Origin of the sequence: Pseudomonas sp. SAS7, assembly GCF_052112345.1 — a bacterium.
In the GTDB taxonomy this organism is placed as follows: Bacteria; Pseudomonadota; Gammaproteobacteria; order Pseudomonadales; family Pseudomonadaceae; genus Aquipseudomonas; species Aquipseudomonas putida_Q.
In genome coordinates this window covers 674,513-690,469 of sequence record NZ_JBEGGO010000001.1, presented here as the reverse complement: position 1 = coordinate 690,469, position 15,957 = coordinate 674,513, and the positions used below count along the sequence as shown (strand labels likewise).

General features: G+C 56.9%; 19 protein-coding genes and 1 tRNA gene. 16 read left to right on the top strand and 4 right to left on the bottom strand.

The features are described from left to right. The first annotated feature begins 23 nt into the window (after window positions 1-23). Genes ABI582_RS03070 through ABI582_RS03055 form a run of 4 tightly spaced genes read left to right on the top strand, consistent with a single transcriptional unit; the run spans window position 24 to window position 2,724 of the window. A complete protein-coding gene (locus ABI582_RS03070; RefSeq protein ID WP_442118362.1) occupies window positions 24-1,664 on the top strand; it encodes a phage tail fiber domain-containing protein in 1,641 nt (546 codons plus the stop codon). Then, window positions 1,664-2,167, top strand: a complete 504-nt coding sequence (locus tag ABI582_RS03065; RefSeq protein ID WP_442118361.1) for a DUF4376 domain-containing protein — start codon at window positions 1,664-1,666, stop codon at window positions 2,165-2,167. The genes ABI582_RS03070 and ABI582_RS03065 overlap by 1 nt, the downstream gene beginning before the upstream one ends. 46 nt (window positions 2,168-2,213) lie before the next feature. Next, the gene (locus tag ABI582_RS03060) at window positions 2,214-2,450 is read left to right on the top strand and encodes a hypothetical protein (RefSeq protein WP_442118360.1); all 237 of its coding nucleotides are present in this window, start codon (window positions 2,214-2,216) and stop codon (window positions 2,448-2,450) included. Further along, window positions 2,437-2,724, top strand: a complete 288-nt coding sequence (locus tag ABI582_RS03055) for a hypothetical protein (protein WP_442118359.1) — start codon at window positions 2,437-2,439, stop codon at window positions 2,722-2,724. Before ABI582_RS03060 ends, ABI582_RS03055 begins: the two co-directional genes overlap by 14 nt. On the opposite strand, the gene ABI582_RS03050 is transcribed toward ABI582_RS03055, so the two are convergent. Then, window positions 2,714-3,829, bottom strand: a complete 1,116-nt coding sequence (locus ABI582_RS03050; RefSeq protein ID WP_442118358.1) for a DUF3800 domain-containing protein — start codon at window positions 3,827-3,829, stop codon at window positions 2,714-2,716. The genes ABI582_RS03055 and ABI582_RS03050 overlap by 11 nt on opposite strands. Window positions 3,830-4,019: 190 nt before the next feature. On the opposite strand from ABI582_RS03050, the gene terL reads away from it, so the two are divergent. Further along, window positions 4,020-5,708 (top strand): phage terminase large subunit, encoded by a 1,689-nt coding sequence (gene terL, locus ABI582_RS03045; protein WP_182336745.1) that lies wholly within the window; start codon window positions 4,020-4,022, stop codon window positions 5,706-5,708. A 59-nt stretch (window positions 5,709-5,767) separates the two neighbouring features. Then, entirely contained in the window at window positions 5,768-6,286 is a 519-nt protein-coding gene (locus tag ABI582_RS03040; protein WP_442118357.1) for a hypothetical protein, read from the top strand. A 296-nt stretch (window positions 6,287-6,582) separates the two neighbouring features. Here ABI582_RS03040 and ABI582_RS03035 read toward each other — a convergent pair whose 3' ends face one another. After that, window positions 6,583-6,936: an HdeA/HdeB family chaperone gene (locus ABI582_RS03035; RefSeq protein WP_442118356.1), complete on the bottom strand. Its 354-nt coding sequence runs from the start codon at window positions 6,934-6,936 to the stop codon at window positions 6,583-6,585. A 477-nt stretch (window positions 6,937-7,413) separates the two neighbouring features. On the opposite strand from ABI582_RS03035, the gene ABI582_RS03030 reads away from it, so the two are divergent. From ABI582_RS03030 to ABI582_RS03005, 6 genes are all read left to right on the top strand, one after another. Next, window positions 7,414-7,611 carry a hypothetical protein gene (locus ABI582_RS03030; protein WP_126404369.1) on the top strand — a complete coding sequence of 66 codons (198 nt, stop codon included), beginning with the start codon at window positions 7,414-7,416 and terminating at the stop codon, window positions 7,609-7,611. A gap of 20 nt (window positions 7,612-7,631) precedes the next feature. Further along, window positions 7,632-7,964: a hypothetical protein gene (locus ABI582_RS03025; RefSeq protein WP_061405621.1), complete on the top strand. Its 333-nt coding sequence runs from the start codon at window positions 7,632-7,634 to the stop codon at window positions 7,962-7,964. A gap of 245 nt (window positions 7,965-8,209) precedes the next feature. After that, on the top strand, window positions 8,210-8,794 hold the full coding sequence (locus ABI582_RS03020) for an antirestriction protein ArdA (protein ID WP_442118355.1): 585 nt from the start codon (window positions 8,210-8,212) through the stop codon (window positions 8,792-8,794). A gap of 414 nt (window positions 8,795-9,208) precedes the next feature. Continuing rightward, the gene (locus tag ABI582_RS03015; RefSeq protein WP_010953267.1) at window positions 9,209-9,565 is read left to right on the top strand and encodes a hypothetical protein; all 357 of its coding nucleotides are present in this window, start codon (window positions 9,209-9,211) and stop codon (window positions 9,563-9,565) included. Next, on the top strand, window positions 9,540-10,622 hold the full coding sequence (locus ABI582_RS03010) for a tyrosine-type recombinase/integrase (protein WP_049587561.1): 1,083 nt from the start codon (window positions 9,540-9,542) through the stop codon (window positions 10,620-10,622). Before ABI582_RS03015 ends, ABI582_RS03010 begins: the two co-directional genes overlap by 26 nt. A 308-nt stretch (window positions 10,623-10,930) precedes the next feature. Continuing rightward, a tRNA-His gene (locus tag ABI582_RS03005) sits at window positions 10,931-11,006 on the top strand. Between the two features lie 73 nt (window positions 11,007-11,079). On the opposite strand, the gene ABI582_RS03000 is transcribed toward ABI582_RS03005, so the two are convergent. Together ABI582_RS03000 and ABI582_RS02995 are read right to left on the bottom strand one after the other, a co-directional pair. Continuing rightward, window positions 11,080-11,376, bottom strand: a complete 297-nt coding sequence (locus ABI582_RS03000) for an XRE family transcriptional regulator (protein WP_442118354.1) — start codon at window positions 11,374-11,376, stop codon at window positions 11,080-11,082. Then, a complete protein-coding gene (locus ABI582_RS02995; RefSeq protein ID WP_442118353.1) occupies window positions 11,373-11,729 on the bottom strand; it encodes a type II toxin-antitoxin system RelE/ParE family toxin in 357 nt (118 codons plus the stop codon). The genes ABI582_RS03000 and ABI582_RS02995 overlap by 4 nt, the downstream gene beginning before the upstream one ends. A gap of 208 nt (window positions 11,730-11,937) precedes the next feature. Here ABI582_RS02995 and ABI582_RS02990 point away from each other — a divergent pair, with 208 nt between their 5' ends. The 4 genes from ABI582_RS02990 (at window position 11,938) to clpX (ending at window position 15,924) form a co-directional block, all read left to right on the top strand. Then, window positions 11,938-12,237 (top strand): DUF6388 family protein, encoded by a 300-nt coding sequence (locus ABI582_RS02990; protein WP_442118352.1) that lies wholly within the window; start codon window positions 11,938-11,940, stop codon window positions 12,235-12,237. A gap of 247 nt (window positions 12,238-12,484) precedes the next feature. Then, entirely contained in the window at window positions 12,485-13,798 is a 1,314-nt protein-coding gene (gene tig, locus ABI582_RS02985; RefSeq protein ID WP_016500559.1) for a trigger factor, read from the top strand. Between the two features lie 92 nt (window positions 13,799-13,890). Beyond that, the gene (clpP, locus tag ABI582_RS02980) at window positions 13,891-14,532 is read left to right on the top strand and encodes an ATP-dependent Clp endopeptidase proteolytic subunit ClpP (protein ID WP_012271562.1); all 642 of its coding nucleotides are present in this window, start codon (window positions 13,891-13,893) and stop codon (window positions 14,530-14,532) included. A 108-nt stretch (window positions 14,533-14,640) separates the two neighbouring features. Beyond that, on the top strand, window positions 14,641-15,924 hold the full coding sequence (gene clpX, locus ABI582_RS02975; protein WP_016485885.1) for an ATP-dependent Clp protease ATP-binding subunit ClpX: 1,284 nt from the start codon (window positions 14,641-14,643) through the stop codon (window positions 15,922-15,924). Window positions 15,925-15,957 lie beyond the last annotated feature (33 nt).

Sequence of the window (15,957 nt, the reverse complement as noted above, 5' to 3'; positions counted from 1 at the left end):
TTTCTTTTTTTGGAACCCTCTATTTGGCTTACACACCCTACAGCTACGTCCAGTTGAAAGCGGACGGAGCAACCACAAACTTTCCCTTCAACTTCCCCTACCTGGACACCGCCCATATCCAGGTGTCCGTGGACACAGTGGTCACGGACTTCACCTGGGTAGATTCGTACACTATCAAGATCGCCTCCGCGCCTGTCGCTGGTGGCGTGGTCGAGATTCGCCGGATCACTCCCAAAGATTCCGCCATTGTTTCTTTCCAGGATGGCTCCACGCTCCTGGAAGCCGACCTGGACCTGATGGTCACGTACAACCTGTACTGCGCCCAGGAGGCGTATGACGGCACCCAGGCGAGCATCCACCTGACCGCTGATGGCGTTTGGGATGGGCAGGGCGTCCGTGCCACTGACTTCGCAGACCCTGTGGATGCGCAAGACCTGATGACGCTCAACTACATGAACGTCAACTTCAAGAACACCATGCTTGCGATTGAGCAGGACTCCGTCGACAAGACCACTGCTATCCGTACAGCCGCCAACAGTGACCTGGAGGCGATTCACACGACTGCTGTGAACGACCTCAACACCATCACTCAGGCCGCAGAAGCCGCAACCTCAGCTTCCCAAACGGCTGCCAAAACGAGCGAAACCAACGCCGCGAACTCGGCAGCCGCAGCTTTGGCATCGGAGACAGCCAGTGCCGCCTCTCAGGCCGCTGCGAAAACCAGCGAGACCAACGCTGCAACTTCTGAGCAGCAGGCGGCCGGGTACGCTGCGAGTTTGAATCTGCCAGTCGCCTCCGGTGAAGCGCTCCAAGCTCTTCGGCAGAACTCGACGGAAACAGGGCTGGAATACTTTCCGTCACACCTGGCGCATGGTCTGGGGGCTGTGGTGGACTTCCGAAGCACCGCCATCGCGGCTGCAACCCCAGCGGACTTGTACGGCACAGGCACCCAGGTGGGGTTCATCTCCGGGGGGCCAGCAGGGTTAGCTATCCCAGGTCTAGGCGACCCTACCTACGGCGTCCTAGTGAGTCATGCGCAGTGGAAGGACTCATCAGCGCTGACCGCCATCTGCCAGGAGTTCTCCTCGGGCACTGAGCGCTTCTTCCGTTACGCCACGGCAGCAACTACCTGGTCTGGCTGGCTCACGGTGTACAACAGCGCACACTTCGCGATATCTGACTACCTCAAGGCAGGCTCGACGCACGACACAACGGGGATGCGCTTTGCATCAGGCAACCCGCCCGCCATCGCCAACATCACCTCCACTGGTGCCGCCAATGCTCTCACCATCGGTAACGGCTCCAACGACTATGCCTCCGCCGTCATGGCATTCATTCGGGAGGGGCAGTACGCCTGCTACCTGGGTATCGACACGGACAACGTGTTCAAGGTCGGTGGCTGGTCCATGGGGGACGTGTCCTACCCAATCATCCACGCCGGCAACTTAGGGGCGTACACCGGCCAGCTCGCAGTGGGCGCGGTCGGCACCTACGCCTTCATGTGGGCGAACGGCAACTACGCCCCAGGCACGCTCCTAGCGGGCTCTGCCATCTACTACGGCTCCTACAACTACCAATCTTCCGTCACGGCATCCGGCACCTGGATGGTGTGCGGATACCTTTCCTCCGGCTACAAGGCCACCGTTATGTTGCGAGTAGCGTAATGACTGATACCAGCACCACCAGCACCACTCCAGCGGTGTACACCACAGCTTCGGGCCCGGCCTATGCCAACGCTGACAAAACCGCCGTGACCCTCACTGTCACCTTCACGGGGATTGGTGAGGCCCCATTCACGGCCAGCCAGGACGACACTCACGACTACGGGCGCGAGCTATTCACACGCGCAGTAGCGGGGGACTTCGGGACCGTAGGAGACTTTGAGGTCTCCAGCTCCACCACACGGATGGAGTTCGTTCTGAGCCGCTCCGATGCCGTTGCAGCCATCACAGTAACCACCACCGCAGGTAATACCTTCAACGGCGATGAGGCCAGCCAGAACCGCATGGCTCGCTCCATTGTTGCCCTGAGCGACACCGATACCATCATTTGGGTACTTGCGGACAACAGCACCATCCAGGCCACCAAGGCCGAACTCCAGGAGGCGCTCAAGCTTTCCGGGGAAGCCCAAACGGCCCTGTGGGTCCAGACCACCACAACCTCTTAACTGATTCGCCCTCGGGAGACCGGGGGTCACCACTTGGAAAACAACAATGAGCGAAACAATCGACCGCCGCGTGACCCGTCTTGAGGTCCGCGTGGAGGCGCAAGAAAAAGAACTTGGCGTGGTCCAGAAGATGACCGAAGCCTTGAATGAGGCCCTGAACAACATCCAGGACAACCTCACTCAAATCAAATGGCTCGCCTTGGGCGTAGCTATCACCATGGCCGTGAACTACCTCGGCTTCCCTAAAGCACTCGAAATGGTGGTCCACCATGTCCTCGGATAGAGCAACCGAAAAGGAACTTGCAGTAGTCCACAACGAGTTCGCCGTGTGGTGCCTCGAAATCATGCGGGGTGTCCCCGTGACCATCGACGGCGAAGGCGTGATGGAGGATGGCAAGCTAGTGCGCTCGCCACCTGCACCGGCCTATCTCAACGTCATCCGCCAGTTCCTGAAAGACAACAAGATTGAATCCCTGGCCCCCAAGGGCACCACAATGGGAGACCTTAGCGACCTCCCAGTTTTCGACGACGAAAACGTTATCGCTGTTAAGTTTTAGGTTGGGAGAACCGGACGCAATCGCTAAAGCCGTCAAGCTCCTGAGAATTTGTGTTTACCCCAAAGGACTGAAGAAACTTCTTCGCAAACACATCCTTGGGGCCCTCGGCACCTTCACCCTTGTTTAAGTGTCGAGAGATAGAGCTTACAAAAAGGTCCGCAATCTGCATGAGTGGGGAACGCTCAGAGTTCTCGGCTGCAACAACGTCCACATAAAGACGATCGTTGAAAACAGATTTGGCAGCATTTTTTAGTTGAAGCTCGATCTCCATGATTGACAGCTTGTCCTTGGACTCTTCCTCGGAGTCTTTACGGAACTGTAGGTTTCTTGGTAGTACGGCTCGTCCTGACTGGTTCTCCTCTTTTATGCCTTGGATAACCATATGATAGAACAACCTGTCGAGCGTGGCGTCAAGGTTTGTCAGCCCGCTCCTGAGAACCCCAATTCCCTTAAAAGAAAGTGAAGATGAGTTCTCAATGATGGCGTTCAAAAGCTCGCAGTAGAGCTCTAGATTGCCCTTGTTGATGTCTTTGAAGTGCATCTCGCCTTTGAAGCCAATAGATTGCTTCTTCTGATTAATTGCGTTCGTGATCTTAATCGTCTCATAACTGCGCAGTACCCACACACTACCCACCATGAGGTATTTGCTGGTTTTACCGCTTTCGTCCGCATAAACGCAGTAGATCGGGAAGGTGGGCCGCTCTTCAAGGGCGCGCTGCTTTTCCTCTTCTTCTAATTTTCCTCTGCGCTTTCGAACCTCAGGGGAAGCGACGAACATCTTAAGATCATTCTGTACCCTTGCTCGCGCCCGTGTAATGTTGTTAAGACGCTCCAGTTTTGGGTAGTGCTCTTGCAGGATGTTACCACCGCTATAGAGATCACCCTGGAAAGTTCTCCAGTAATGAAGTTGACACGCAATATCAGAGTCGCGCGCATTAGTGTAGTGATTCAAAATCCAAGCAACTCGGTCTAGCAACCGTTTGGGGCTGTTGCCGGAAATTGCCGAGAGTACCCGCTGCTTTTCAGCCTCGAAGTTTTTTGTTGTGGTGGGTTCAGCTTGATCTAGCTCTTCTACTTCTTCGGGAATAGCTGCGATGTCGTTCATCTGGAGTCCTTCCGGCAGCGTTGCATTGGCTATTGGCCAGCATTGCCTGAGCGCTGCACGGCGTCAACTACCGTCCCTCTAAATTTCAATCCTTTTTCCTCAATTACAGGTGCCCCCAGGCGCGTCCTGGGCGGCCTTGCGGCTACGCCTCGGCTCCCTCCTGCGTGGGCCCAAGGAGTTCCTTTGCTGTATGGCTGATCGCGTTAAAGTCCACCCCGCCCAGGAGGATTTTCGAAAGTTTATCTACCTGGTGTGGAAACACCTCAACCTTCCCGAACCCACTCCCGTCCAATACGACATTGCACGATACCTGCAACACGGTCCCCGGCGATGCGTCATTGAAGCCTTCCGAGGTGTGGGCAAGTCATGGGTAACAGCCGCGTTCGTGTGCTGGCTCCTGTGGCGAAATCCCCAGCTCCGCATCCTGGTAGTGTCCGCCTCCAGTGCACGCGCCGATGCGTTCTCCACCTTCGTCAAACGCCTCATCCACGAAATGCCGTTGCTCCAGCACCTCAAGCCTGGGCCGGATCAGATCGACAAGATGGTGGCCTTTGAGGTTGCCCCCGCGCTGCCTGACCAGTCCCCTTCGGTTAAGTCCGTGGGCATCATGGGGCAGATCACTGGTTCCCGTGCTGACATCATCATTGCGGACGACATCGAAATCCCGAACAACTCTGCCACGCAGATGATGCGGGACAAGCTGTCCGAGGCCGTGAAGGAATTTGATGCGATCCTCAAGCCGCTCCAGTCGGCACGCATCATCTACCTGGGCACACCTCAGTGTGAGATGTCCTTGTACAACCGGCTCCCCGAACGCGGCTATGAAATCCGTGTGTGGCCCGCGCTGTACCCGACACTCCAGAAGGTGCCGCACTACAAGGGCAGTCTGGCCCCATTCATCACGCAAGCGATGGAAGCGGACCCAACACTTTCAGGCAAACCCACGGACCCGCGAAGGTTCGATGAGAAAGACCTGATGGAGCGTATGGCCTCCTATGGCCGCGCTGGCTTCGCCCTCCAGTTCATGCTGGACACCAGCCTCAGTGACGGTGACAAGTTCCCGCTCAAGGTCCAAGACCTGATGGTGATGAACCTCAACCCGATCATGGCTCACGTCAAGTTGGCCTGGGCTGCATCGCCTGAACTCTGCATCAATGATATGCCTACTGTTGCGCTCACCGGCGACCGCTTCTATCGGCCCATGTGGCACGCCAGTGAGATGAGCGAGTACACCGGATGCGTGATGGCTATCGACCCCTCGGGCCGTGGTCAGGACGAGACCGGCTATGCCGTGGTGAAAGTCCTCATGGGCAACCTGTTCCTGGTGGCCGCTGGTGGCCTCCGTGGTGGCTACTCCGATGAAACACTGGAGACTCTCGCCAAGATCGCCAAGGCGCACCAAGCAAACCACATCATCATCGAAGCCAACTTCGGTGACGGCATGTACACGAAGCTCTTCCAGCCGATCCTGCAGAAGCATCACCGCTGCCTGGTCGAAGAGGTAAAGCACTCGCAGCAGAAAGAGCAGCGCATCATCGACACCCTGGAACCCGTCCTCACGCAGCACCGTCTCATCGTGGACCAGAAACTGATTGAGCGGGACTTTGAGTCGGCGCAGGCAGACATCAAGTACAGCTTGTTCTACCAGCTCACGCGCCTCACACGCGACCGCGGAGCTCTGTCACATGATGACCGGCTCGATGCCCTGGCGATGGCCGTTGCGTACTGGGTAGACCACATGGCTCGGGACAACGACAAGGCTGTCCAGGAGATGCGGACCAAGAACATGGACGCCGAATTGAAGAAATTCATGGGCCACGTACTGGGCCGCGCTCAGCGCAACAAAGGCTGGATGGGAGGTAATGCGGGGGCCCGGTGATCTTCTACACTGCCCGCGCTATAGTGCCCCTCATTCCCGTAATCATGGACGCCCCTAGAATGAACTTGTTCTCTCCCAATGCAGGCCAGGATGTCATTTACATTGATCGCAATGGTGATCGCCAGGGCCCATACAAATGCCGCTTTGCCAGCCCTAAGATGAGCCTCTGGTACAAGGAGCTGGACATTGAGGAAGGCGACAAGCTCATCCGCGTTCTGCATGGGAAAGAGCAGGTCTACACGGTGCGGGAGGTTGGCTACAGCCATGGAATGGGCGGCCATATACCCGCGCATTACACGCTCAATTTGACCAAGGACACGGCCATCCAGCAGCAGCCCCGCAGCGCAACCACTAACAACTTCAACATCTCTAACTCTACTGGCATCCAAATCGGTGACCACAACGTCCAGCATTTAGAGGCCGCCATCAAGGAAGTCCTTGCCGCTATCGAGAAGGCACATGCCAGTAAAGATGAGAAGGAGGAAGCAAAGGGTCTACTCAGCAAATTCCTTGAGCACCCTCTGGTAAGTGCCGCTGTGGGGGCCGGCTTGCCCGCTGCTTTGGGGCTCATCGGATAAGTTACACGTTCCCTGCACGTTCGCCCCCAAGTCCCCAAGGGACCACAATAGGATGACGGAGACGTTCATCCGGGGGCTACATCACGGCTTACGTGGTGCCGGACACTGTTCGGACTGTAGGGAAACCTCAGTGTGTCCGTCATGGCTTGACTGCTGATGATGATGACCATTGGGAACCTTACCTCTCCACTCTCTTTATGGGGGGTAGGGGGGCTAACTGAGGTTTCCTAATGGTCTATCATGGAGATGCAGTCACTGATTCATTTCTAGTGGTCCTTAATAGAAGACCATCACCATCACCTTCCTTTATGAGCAGAAGATAGATGGGTCGCATCAGCCCTCAAGGTCATCAGCAAAGCCTCAGCGCCGCTGCCTACGTTGTTCAGTGGATTCTGTTTGCACCAGCGCTGTATCCAGAGGGTCCAGTCATCGGGGCCAGTCTTTTTGGTCACATCATCGGTGCCGTCCGTCACGTTGTTGTAGGCTGTGAAGTAGCCACTCAACCATATCCCTACGGCGTCCTGGATGATGTTGTCGTTAGCCGCACGGACAAACTCCCCGCATCCCATCGTGCCAATACCCACTTGTCTGAACCGCCCATTCACTGCGGCCTGGGCATCTGCGGCCCCAACACATAAAAGCAAAGCCATCGCTACAAATCTCACCTGCGTCCCTCTGAGTGGTTCCTAAAGGCCACCATAGTACCAGCGGGAGAGGCAAATGATTTTGTTGCAAAAATTTGAGAGCCCACCTCGAAACTGATAGGCCGCGACTACCCCCGGTGCCCCAGCGAGCGGCCAGAATCCGCCCTCTGAGAACCCTCCGGGCAGGCCCCAAGTGGCCCAGCGGCAGCCCAATGTGTCCCGGAATGTGTCCCACATGGCCGGAAACCCCAGTAAACACAGGGCCTGTCACCAGATTAAGAATCCCGCGCTCCACCTTTCCAGCCTCACAGGCGGCCATCTTCGGCCCTTTGTGGGGCTTTTTTGGGCCCTCAGCGGCAAATCCTAAGCGTGTGGACGTTCGGCTATCTGTTTTTGCGCAGAGGGCTACACACAGCTCCAATCGTGATGGCAAAATGCTGCCCACGTATCGCTAGCGGCAGAGAGCCGGAGACAGGGGAAGTTATGGCAGTTAATTCGTTTCGTCCGCGCAAATATGAAGATCATGAAATCGTCGATCCTGAGGGCCGAGTGGTCGGCCACATCCGCGTAAAGCCAAGCGGCGTGCTTTGGTCTCCTAAAAACGGCAAAGGCTGGTATGGCGTACGTCTCGAAGCGTTCGCAGAGTTTATGGAAGAAAACGGCGAGAAGCAGACCAAGTGAATGGTCCCTGGAGGCGAGTCATGGCTGTCGATTGGAAAGGATTTATTGCGGTCGGTGCTGTAGCGCTCACCCTCCCTTCTGGTGCTTGGGCGCAATGGCGAGACGTAAGTTACAACGGCGTCATTCCCGCAGACTATGTTTACTGCAACAAGCAGAGCGACCTTGACGCGTTCGGGGCCGTTGCCCAGGACGGCGATCAAGCGGGCGCTGACCGGCTTGTGAGCCAGGGTCGCTGCCACGTCAGTTCGGGGATGCGTGTGGAGGTGTTCCAACAGAATGAGTACGCGGTCACCTTCCTTTCTCCGAGTGGTCGAGCCTTCTACACCTACACCAAGTTCGTGAGGAAGCGCTGACGCAAGTCATACGCAATCACACCTCAAGGGGCCCAATCGGGCCCTTTTTCGCGTCTGTACGTCGATTCTGGAGAATTCGCAGGGGCTAAGCCCGACAGAATCCGCGTAGAAGCGCGCCAAAATTACGAAAACACGTCATTTCCACAAATGGAAATAAATCACTTGCATGGGGTGTCGTTACCACATACGATATATTCACACAGTCGGAAATGACTACGAACACACGCACTACCTGGAGCGACACAATGAAGATGTACGCAGCCTGCCTGGCCTCCTACAACAACGGCCACCTGCACGGCCGTTGGTTCGACCTGGAGGACTACGCGGACGCGGACGAGCTGAAACAGGCCATTGCGGTCTACGTCCTGCGCACCAGCCCATACCCTAACGTCACCGTTACCTGCCCAGCGTGCAGCGGTAAGAAGCCCGAGCAGTTCTTCTGCAGGTGCTGCGATAAGACCGGCCAGGTGGCTTCGGCAGAGGAATGGGCTGCACACGATTGGGATGGTGAGGGCTTGGCGACCTTTGGCGAATACCCGGACCTACAGCGTGTCTTGAACCATGTGGAAATGGTCGAGATGCACGGCGAAGCCTGGGCTGCCTTCACTGCCTATCATGGCGATTCTGTTACAGAAGATGACTTCCAGGCCGCCTACCGGGGCCATTACGACAGCGAAAAAGCCTTCGCAGAGGAGTGGTGCTGCGAGCTTCACGGCCTGAAAGGAGATGAATCTTTCTTTAACTGGATCGACTGGCGGCAGGCTTGGGACTGCGATCTGTCCCACACATTCGTCTATCAGGACGGCTACGTGTTCCATAGCTCCTGGTAATTGTGACGAACTCCTCAAAATCGTTTCAGCGCTGCCCTCGGGAACTACCGGGGGCTTTTTCTATCGCCGACGAAAAGTACTGTATGAATTTACAGTGTAGCGGTTTCGCATCAGGGTGTTGAGGCGTAGACTCCCCGGATTTTTCGATTTTGTCTCTGAGAAAGTATCTTCTAAGAGAAGTCGTTAGCCAGGCAAATGTCGCTTGAACAATACCTTTCCATTTGTGACAATTATCCGTCACAGGCTCACTAAAAGGATTCAAAGGCGTGTTTTTGACATTGTTCGGATGGGAATTCTTCCTCGAAACATATTCGCGTTCGGGAATGTTCCTTGACTATTACTTTTCCATCTGTGAGAATCATATCTGGCTCCTGGGCCTTCACTTGGTTTTCAACAAGGTGGTAGATAAGAAACATGGACAGCGCACAGATCACAAGCCTGGTCACGGCACTTGAGAAGTTCCACGACCTGGACCCCAAAATGCCGATTCGGCAAGTCATCTATTTGCTCACTCTTGCCCAGCAAAAAGAGCCTGTGGGCATCTCAGAAATGGCCGACTTGGTTGGGGTAGGTGTAGCTGTCGCATCCCGCTACGCTGCGAGCTATGGGCGTGGTGGGCGCACGGACGCTGGTTTGGGCTTCCTGGTCGCTAAGGAAGACCCGAACGATTGGCGTAAGAAGCAACTGGTGTTCACTGACGCCGGGCGCAAATTCATTGAAAGCTTGTTCGAATCAGAGGACAAAAATGCCCATATACAGGAAGGGAAATAGATACCTAGTTTCACTCGGGTCACGCAACGACCGCTACAGACAAACGTTCGCCACAGAGGAAGAGGCGAAGGCCGATGAGGCTAGAGAGCTAGCAAGGAGGGCCACGCTACCCAAGGCGGTACGTGGCGAAGGCACCGGCACCATCTCCCCGCTGAAATCCCGCAAGACCCTTCAAGAAGCCTACGACCTGACATTCCGCCTGGAGTGGAAGGGTGGCAAGTCTGAAAAAACGATGACACTCAATGGCGGCAACGTGCTGAAAGCACTTGGGGCCGACACGCTGCTGAGCGATATCACGACCGAGGCCATCACCGAAATGGTCCTGGAGTTTGAGGACTTGGGCAACTCTGGTTCGACCGTGAACCGCAAGCTGTCGCTTCTTTCTATGGTCCTCAAGACCGCTGTGAACCACAACTGGCTCCTCAGCGTGCCACGTATGATCCGCCGTAAAGAGGGCAAGCACCGTATCCGCTGGATGAACACAGAGGAGGAGGGCAACGTCCTAAAGGCGTGCCAGCACCTGGGGCTCAACTGCCTTCACGACTTCATCATTGTGGCGGTCGATACAGGGTTCCGCCGTGCTGAACTCCTCGGGCTCAGTGCTCCTGACTTCCAGGAAGGGATGATTCACCTGTACGCCGGACAGACCAAGAACGGAGACGCCCGTGCCATCCCGGCTACCAGTCGCGTGGCGCGCATCCTGCACCGCAGGCGGATGAACCTGACTACCTTTGAAGGGCTCACCGTTTCGTCTTTGCGTCACCAGTGGGCCACTCTGCGCGCCTACATGGGCATGGAAGAAGACCCGCAGTTCATCGTTCACATGCTTCGCCACACCTGCGCTTCGCGCCTGGTACAGCGCGGCGTCCCATTGGCCTCCGTCCAGCATTGGATGGGTCACAAGAACATCAACACGACACTCCGGTACGCGCATCTGGCACCGGAAAATCTGATGCAGGCGCGCAATGCGCTAGAGGCAGCACCGGCACAGCCGACCGCTTTTGAGTCGGTAGAGCGCGACACGTTCTTCAACTATGGTGAGGCTACAACGGCCTAGTTGGGACACATTTTCTGATTCGTGGCTCGGGCAGAGTAGGCCCTGAGCGGCGACCGTGGGCCCACCCAAAACGGGGCGGGACACACCGGGACACATGGGGACACTTGGGACACGAATTTAGCGTTGCATAGTGTGTCCCACCTGTGTAAGATGCGCGCCAAGCCCTTGTATCTAAAGGGTTTCGCGAATTGACCAAGCTCTGGCACCAGATTTAGGTTCCAGCGGCGCAAGCTGTAAGAGTTCGAGTCTCTTCGTCCGCACCATGCTTCTGTAAAAGCTGTACTGCAACACTGCAACACCGCAATATGGTGGGCGTAGCTCAGTTGGTAGAGCGCTGGATTGTGATTCCAGTTGTCGTGGGTTCGATTCCCATCGTCCACCCCATATTCCAGAAAAGGCGCCTTGATCGTGAGATCGGGCGCCTTTTTGTTTTGGGCCTAGATTAGTGGCTGCTCGCTTAGGCGGGGGCGCCCTCTGGTACCAGGCGCACCTCTACGCGTTGCCCGAGAGCACGTGCTGCGCTGGCCAAAGTTGCCAGTGTCATGCCGGGGTCATTCTGATCCAGTGCGCGGTCAACCGCGGTTCGGCTTGTGTGCATGCGCTCGGCCAGTGCCTTCTTGCTGACCTTCTGCGCTTTCATGGCTTCGGCGATTTGCCAGGCGATCACGCGCTTGAGGGCGGTTGCAGATACCGTTTCGGCAAGCTGCTCGTTTACCAGGAAATCGTCGAAGTCGGTGCCGATATGGGGATTCATTGCTGGTGCCTCTCTATGGCGGCTTTGCGCTGCCTGGCGGTGGCCAGGTCCGGTGCTGGTGTTTTCTGGCTTTTCTTGATGAAGCCGTGAAGCAGGATCATGGTGTTTCCATCCACGGTAAAAAGAACCCGGGCGGTTCGGTTTGCCAGGTTGACTCTTGCCTCCCATAAGCCTTTATCGAGCTTTCTGACAATGGGCATGCCTAGTGGCCAGCCAATTTGTATTGTCTTGATCTCGCTACCAATCAAGTGTTTGTCCGCGCGCTGGAGAGAAGTCAGCCATTCGCGCACGGGCTCATTGCCAGCTTCGGTGCGGAAGAAGCGGGCTTTCAGTGTTGGGTTGTTCCTGTCCATGGAAGTGTACCAAAAAAGGTGCTCCATTCAAGCTTGGGCTGCTCGCTCGTGCCATAGGGTTTTTCCTAAGATGTTGTAGGGCTGTTGGTCGGATGAAAAATCAATGTGTGCCGCCCCCTTGCAATCCTCTAGTGGCATCCCAATAAAAGCTGTTAGATTTCAGCCGGTTGAAACACCGGCCTGTTTTGGCCGGCAGAGGAACAGCCCAATGATTGCAAAAGAATCCCGTCAGGCCCTTGCGCTACAGCGCTTTGCCGAGGCCGACCCGCAGTTGCTCGAAGAGATCCGCGAGCTGGATGCGCGCGAGCAGGCCCAGCAGATCGAGTGGGCGTTCGAGGATGCGGCCGATGAGCAGGGCATTCAGCCCTGGGAGCTGGCGCTGCAATTGATTGCCGAAACCCCGGAGCAGCTGCAGGCCATGCGCCTGGAGACGCACCGCGAGGTGGCCGAGGCGCTGGGGATGGAGTGGGAAGAATATTGCCAGTTCAACGAAATCGAACCTGAATAAAGGAAGCGAATTCGCCACTGGCAGTTGTTTGACAAGGTATTTCGGCTGCAGGTCGCCCCGAGCGTCGTGCGGCCCTTATTGAAGCAGGCTCGGCGGTAAGCCGTGCGGGCCTTGAAAGTTAATCGACCGGCGTGGTTTCCCGTCGTCCCGAGTGGGGTGACTTCTGCTGCGCGACTCACTAGAATGCTTGCCCTTGATTCTGGAGTCGGGCTAACGCCGGCTAACGTCTGTGCAACGAGGAATATCCATGCAAGTTTCTGTTGAAAACACTTCCGCTCTCGAGCGCCGCATGACCATCGCCGTTCCGGCCGAGCGCGTCGAGAACGAAGTCAACAAGCGTCTGCAGCAGACTGCCAAGCGCGCCAAGATTGCGGGCTTCCGTCCTGGTAAAGTGCCGATGAACGTGATTCGTCAGCGTTTCGAAGCTGACGCCCGTCAAGAGGCTTTCGGTGACCTGGTCCAGGCTTCCTTCTACGAAGCCATCGTCGAGCAGAAGCTGAACCCGGCTGGCGCTCCTGCTGTAGAGCCAAAGTCCTTCGAAAAAGGCAAGGACCTGGAGTTCGTCGCCATCTTCGAAGTGTTCCCGGAGTTCACCGTTGCCGGCCTCGAGTCGATCAACGTCGAGCGCCTGAGCGCCGAAGTGGCTGACGCCGATCTGGACAACATGCTGGAAGTGCTGCGCAAGCAGAACACCCGTTTCGAGGCTGTCGAGCGCGCCGCGCAGAACGACGACCAGGTCAACATCGACTTCGTCGGCAAGGTCGACGGTGAAGTGTTCGCCGGTGGTTCGGCCAAGGGCACCCCGCTGGTGCTGGGCTCCGGCCGCATGATCCCGGGCTTCGAAGAAGGCCTGGTTGGCGCCAAGGCTGGCGAAGAGCGCGTTGTCAACGTCACCTTCCCAGAGGACTACCAGAACCTGGACCTGGCTGGCAAAGCTGCCGAGTTCACCATCACCGTCAACAGCGTTGCCGCCCCTGTGCTGCCAGAGCTGAACGAAGAGTTCTTCGCCCAGTTCGGTATCAAAGAGTCGACCCTGGAAGGCTTCCGCACCGAAGTTCGCAAGAACATGGAGCGTGAACTGCGCCAGGCGATCAAGACCAAGGTGAAAAACCAGGTCATGGACGGTCTGCTGGCCGCCAACCCGATCGAAGTGCCAAAAGCCCTGCTGGAAAACGAAGTCAACCGTCTGCGCGTGCAGGCTGTTCAGCAGTTCGGTGGCAACATCAAGCCTGAGCAACTGCCTGCCGAGCTGTTCACCGAGCAAGCCAAGCGCCGCGTAGTGCTGGGCCTGATCGTGGCCGAAGTGGTCAAGCAGTTCGAACTGAAGCCGGACGACGCCAAGGTTCGCGAGATGATCGAAGAAATGGCTTCGGCTTACCAGGAGCCTGAGCAGGTCATCGCCTGGTACTACAAGAACGACCAGCAAATGAACGAAGTGCGTTCGGTTGTGCTGGAAGAACAAGTTGTAGATACTGTTCTGCAGAAAGCGACTGTGACCGACAAGTCGGTCTCGTACGAAGAAGCCGTAAAACCAGCCGAGGCACCAGCCGAAGCCGAGTAATACGTTTTCTATCGTAGGAAACCCCCACAAGCCAGCCTTCGCGCTGGCTTGTGCGTATTCAAGCCATGACTATTTGGGAGTGAGCGCAGGACATGTCCCGCAATTCTTATATTCAGCAGAGCTCTGACATCCAGGCCGCAGGCGGCCTGGTCCCGATGGTTATCGAGCAGTCCGCCCGTGGCGAACGCGCCTATGACATCTACTCGCGCCTGTTGAAGGAGCGAGTGATCTTCCTGGTAGGTCCTGTAGAAGACTACATGGCCAACCTGGTAGTGGCGCAGATGCTGTTCCTTGAGGCGGAAAACCCGGACAAGGATATCCATCTTTACATCAACTCCCCAGGCGGCTCGGTGACTGCTGGCATGTCGATCTACGACACCATGCAGTTCATCAAGCCGGACGTCTCGACCATCTGCATCGGCCAGGCCTGCAGCATGGGTGCGTTCCTGCTGACCGCCGGTGCCAAGGGCAAGCGTCACTGCCTGCCTAACTCGCGGGTGATGATTCACCAGCCATTGGGCGGCTTCCAGGGCCAGGCTACCGACATCCAGATTCACGCCCAGGAAATCCTCAGCATCAAGGCGCGTCTCAACGAGCTGCTGGCCTACCACACCGGCCAGGACCTCGAGACCATCCAGCGTGATACTGAACGTGACAACTTCATGAGCGCCTCGCGCGCGGCCGAGTACGGCCTGATCGACTCGGTCTACGACAAGCGGCAACTGGCCTCCTGAACCGGAGTGCCAGAGCAGGTAGGTGGGCAAACCGCCTACCTGTGGACTTGAAAAAGCCCGCAATTGCCTTCATCTTGTGTTGCAAGCCTACCGGATTGGATCGATCGAATGACTGACACCCGTAACGGCGAGGACAGCGGCAAATTGCTCTATTGCTCCTTCTGCGGCAAAAGCCAGCACGAAGTGCGCAAATTGATTGCCGGGCCCTCGGTATTTATCTGCGACGAGTGCGTCGACCTGTGCAATGACATCATCCGTGAGGAGGTGCAGGAAGCCCAGGCCGAGAGCAGCGCGCACAAATTGCCTTCGCCGAAAGAAATCAGCGGCATCCTGGACCAGTACGTGATTGGTCAGGAGCGCGCGAAGAAGGTGCTCGCCGTAGCGGTGTACAACCACTACAAGCGCCTGAACCAGCGTGACAAGAAGGGCGACGAAGTCGAACTGGGCAAGAGCAATATCCTGCTCATCGGGCCGACCGGCTCGGGCAAGACCCTGCTCGCCGAAACCCTGGCACGCCTGTTGAACGTACCGTTCACCATTGCTGACGCCACCACCCTGACCGAGGCCGGTTATGTGGGTGAGGACGTCGAGAACATCATTCAGAAGCTGTTGCAGAAGTGCGACTACGACGTGGAAAAGGCCCAGATGGGCATTGTCTACATCGACGAAATCGACAAGATTTCGCGCAAGTCGGACAACCCGTCCATCACCCGGGACGTCTCCGGCGAGGGCGTGCAGCAGGCATTGCTGAAACTGATCGAGGGCACTGTGGCCTCGGTCCCACCGCAAGGTGGCCGTAAACACCCGCAACAGGAATTCCTGCAGGTCGATACCCGCAACATCCTGTTCATTTGTGGAGGCGCGTTCTCGGGCCTGGAAAAGGTCATCCAGGGCCGTTCCACCAAGGGTGGTATCGGTTTTGGCGCAGAAGTGCGCAGCAAGGAAGAGGGCAAGAAGGTTGGCGAGTCCCTGCGTGAGGTCGAGCCCGACGATCTGGTCAAGTTTGGCCTGATTCCGGAGTTCGTCGGCCGTCTGCCGGTGCTGGCTACCCTCGACGAGCTGGATGAGGCTGCGTTGATGCAGATCCTCACCGAGCCGAAGAACGCCCTGACCAAGCAGTATGCCAAGCTGTTCGAGATGGAAAGCGTCGACCTCGAGTTCCGCAGCGATGCGCTCAAGGCCGTTGCACGCAAGGCTCTGGAGCGCAAGACTGGCGCCCGTGGCCTGCGTTCGATCCTCGAAGGCGTGCTGCTCGACACCATGTACGAGATCCCTTCGAAGAAGGATGTCAGCAAGGTGGTGATCGACGAGAGCGTCATCGAAGGCACTTCGCAGCCGCTGATGATCTACGAGAACAGCGAGCCGCAAGCCAAGGCCGCGCCAGACGCCTGATTCAGGCAATGGCCGGTGACGGTTGCAAGCAAG

Coding starts and splice junctions, on each gene's coding strand:
- ABI582_RS03040 (WP_442118357.1), top strand. CDS start 5,768: ATGAACTTGTTCTCTCCCAATGCAGGCCAGGATGTCATTTACATTGAT.
- ABI582_RS02995 (WP_442118353.1), bottom strand. CDS start 11,729: ATGGACAGGAACAACCCAACACTGAAAGCCCGCTTCTTCCGCACCGAA.
- ABI582_RS03050 (WP_442118358.1), bottom strand. CDS start 3,829: ATGAACGACATCGCAGCTATTCCCGAAGAAGTAGAAGAGCTAGATCAA.
- ABI582_RS03025 (WP_061405621.1), top strand. CDS start 7,632: ATGGCTGTCGATTGGAAAGGATTTATTGCGGTCGGTGCTGTAGCGCTC.
- ABI582_RS03030 (WP_126404369.1), top strand. CDS start 7,414: ATGGCAGTTAATTCGTTTCGTCCGCGCAAATATGAAGATCATGAAATC.
- ABI582_RS03010 (WP_049587561.1), top strand. CDS start 9,540: ATGCCCATATACAGGAAGGGAAATAGATACCTAGTTTCACTCGGGTCA.
- ABI582_RS03065 (WP_442118361.1), top strand. CDS start 1,664: ATGACTGATACCAGCACCACCAGCACCACTCCAGCGGTGTACACCACA.
- clpP (WP_012271562.1), top strand. CDS start 13,891: ATGTCCCGCAATTCTTATATTCAGCAGAGCTCTGACATCCAGGCCGCA.
- ABI582_RS03055 (WP_442118359.1), top strand. CDS start 2,437: ATGTCCTCGGATAGAGCAACCGAAAAGGAACTTGCAGTAGTCCACAAC.
- ABI582_RS03020 (WP_442118355.1), top strand. CDS start 8,210: ATGAAGATGTACGCAGCCTGCCTGGCCTCCTACAACAACGGCCACCTG.
- ABI582_RS03060 (WP_442118360.1), top strand. CDS start 2,214: ATGAGCGAAACAATCGACCGCCGCGTGACCCGTCTTGAGGTCCGCGTG.
- ABI582_RS03035 (WP_442118356.1), bottom strand. CDS start 6,936: ATGGCTTTGCTTTTATGTGTTGGGGCCGCAGATGCCCAGGCCGCAGTG.
- ABI582_RS03015 (WP_010953267.1), top strand. CDS start 9,209: ATGGACAGCGCACAGATCACAAGCCTGGTCACGGCACTTGAGAAGTTC.
- ABI582_RS03000 (WP_442118354.1), bottom strand. CDS start 11,376: ATGAATCCCCATATCGGCACCGACTTCGACGATTTCCTGGTAAACGAG.
- terL (WP_182336745.1), top strand. CDS start 4,020: ATGGCTGATCGCGTTAAAGTCCACCCCGCCCAGGAGGATTTTCGAAAG.
- ABI582_RS02990 (WP_442118352.1), top strand. CDS start 11,938: ATGATTGCAAAAGAATCCCGTCAGGCCCTTGCGCTACAGCGCTTTGCC.
- clpX (WP_016485885.1), top strand. CDS start 14,641: ATGACTGACACCCGTAACGGCGAGGACAGCGGCAAATTGCTCTATTGC.
- tig (WP_016500559.1), top strand. CDS start 12,485: ATGCAAGTTTCTGTTGAAAACACTTCCGCTCTCGAGCGCCGCATGACC.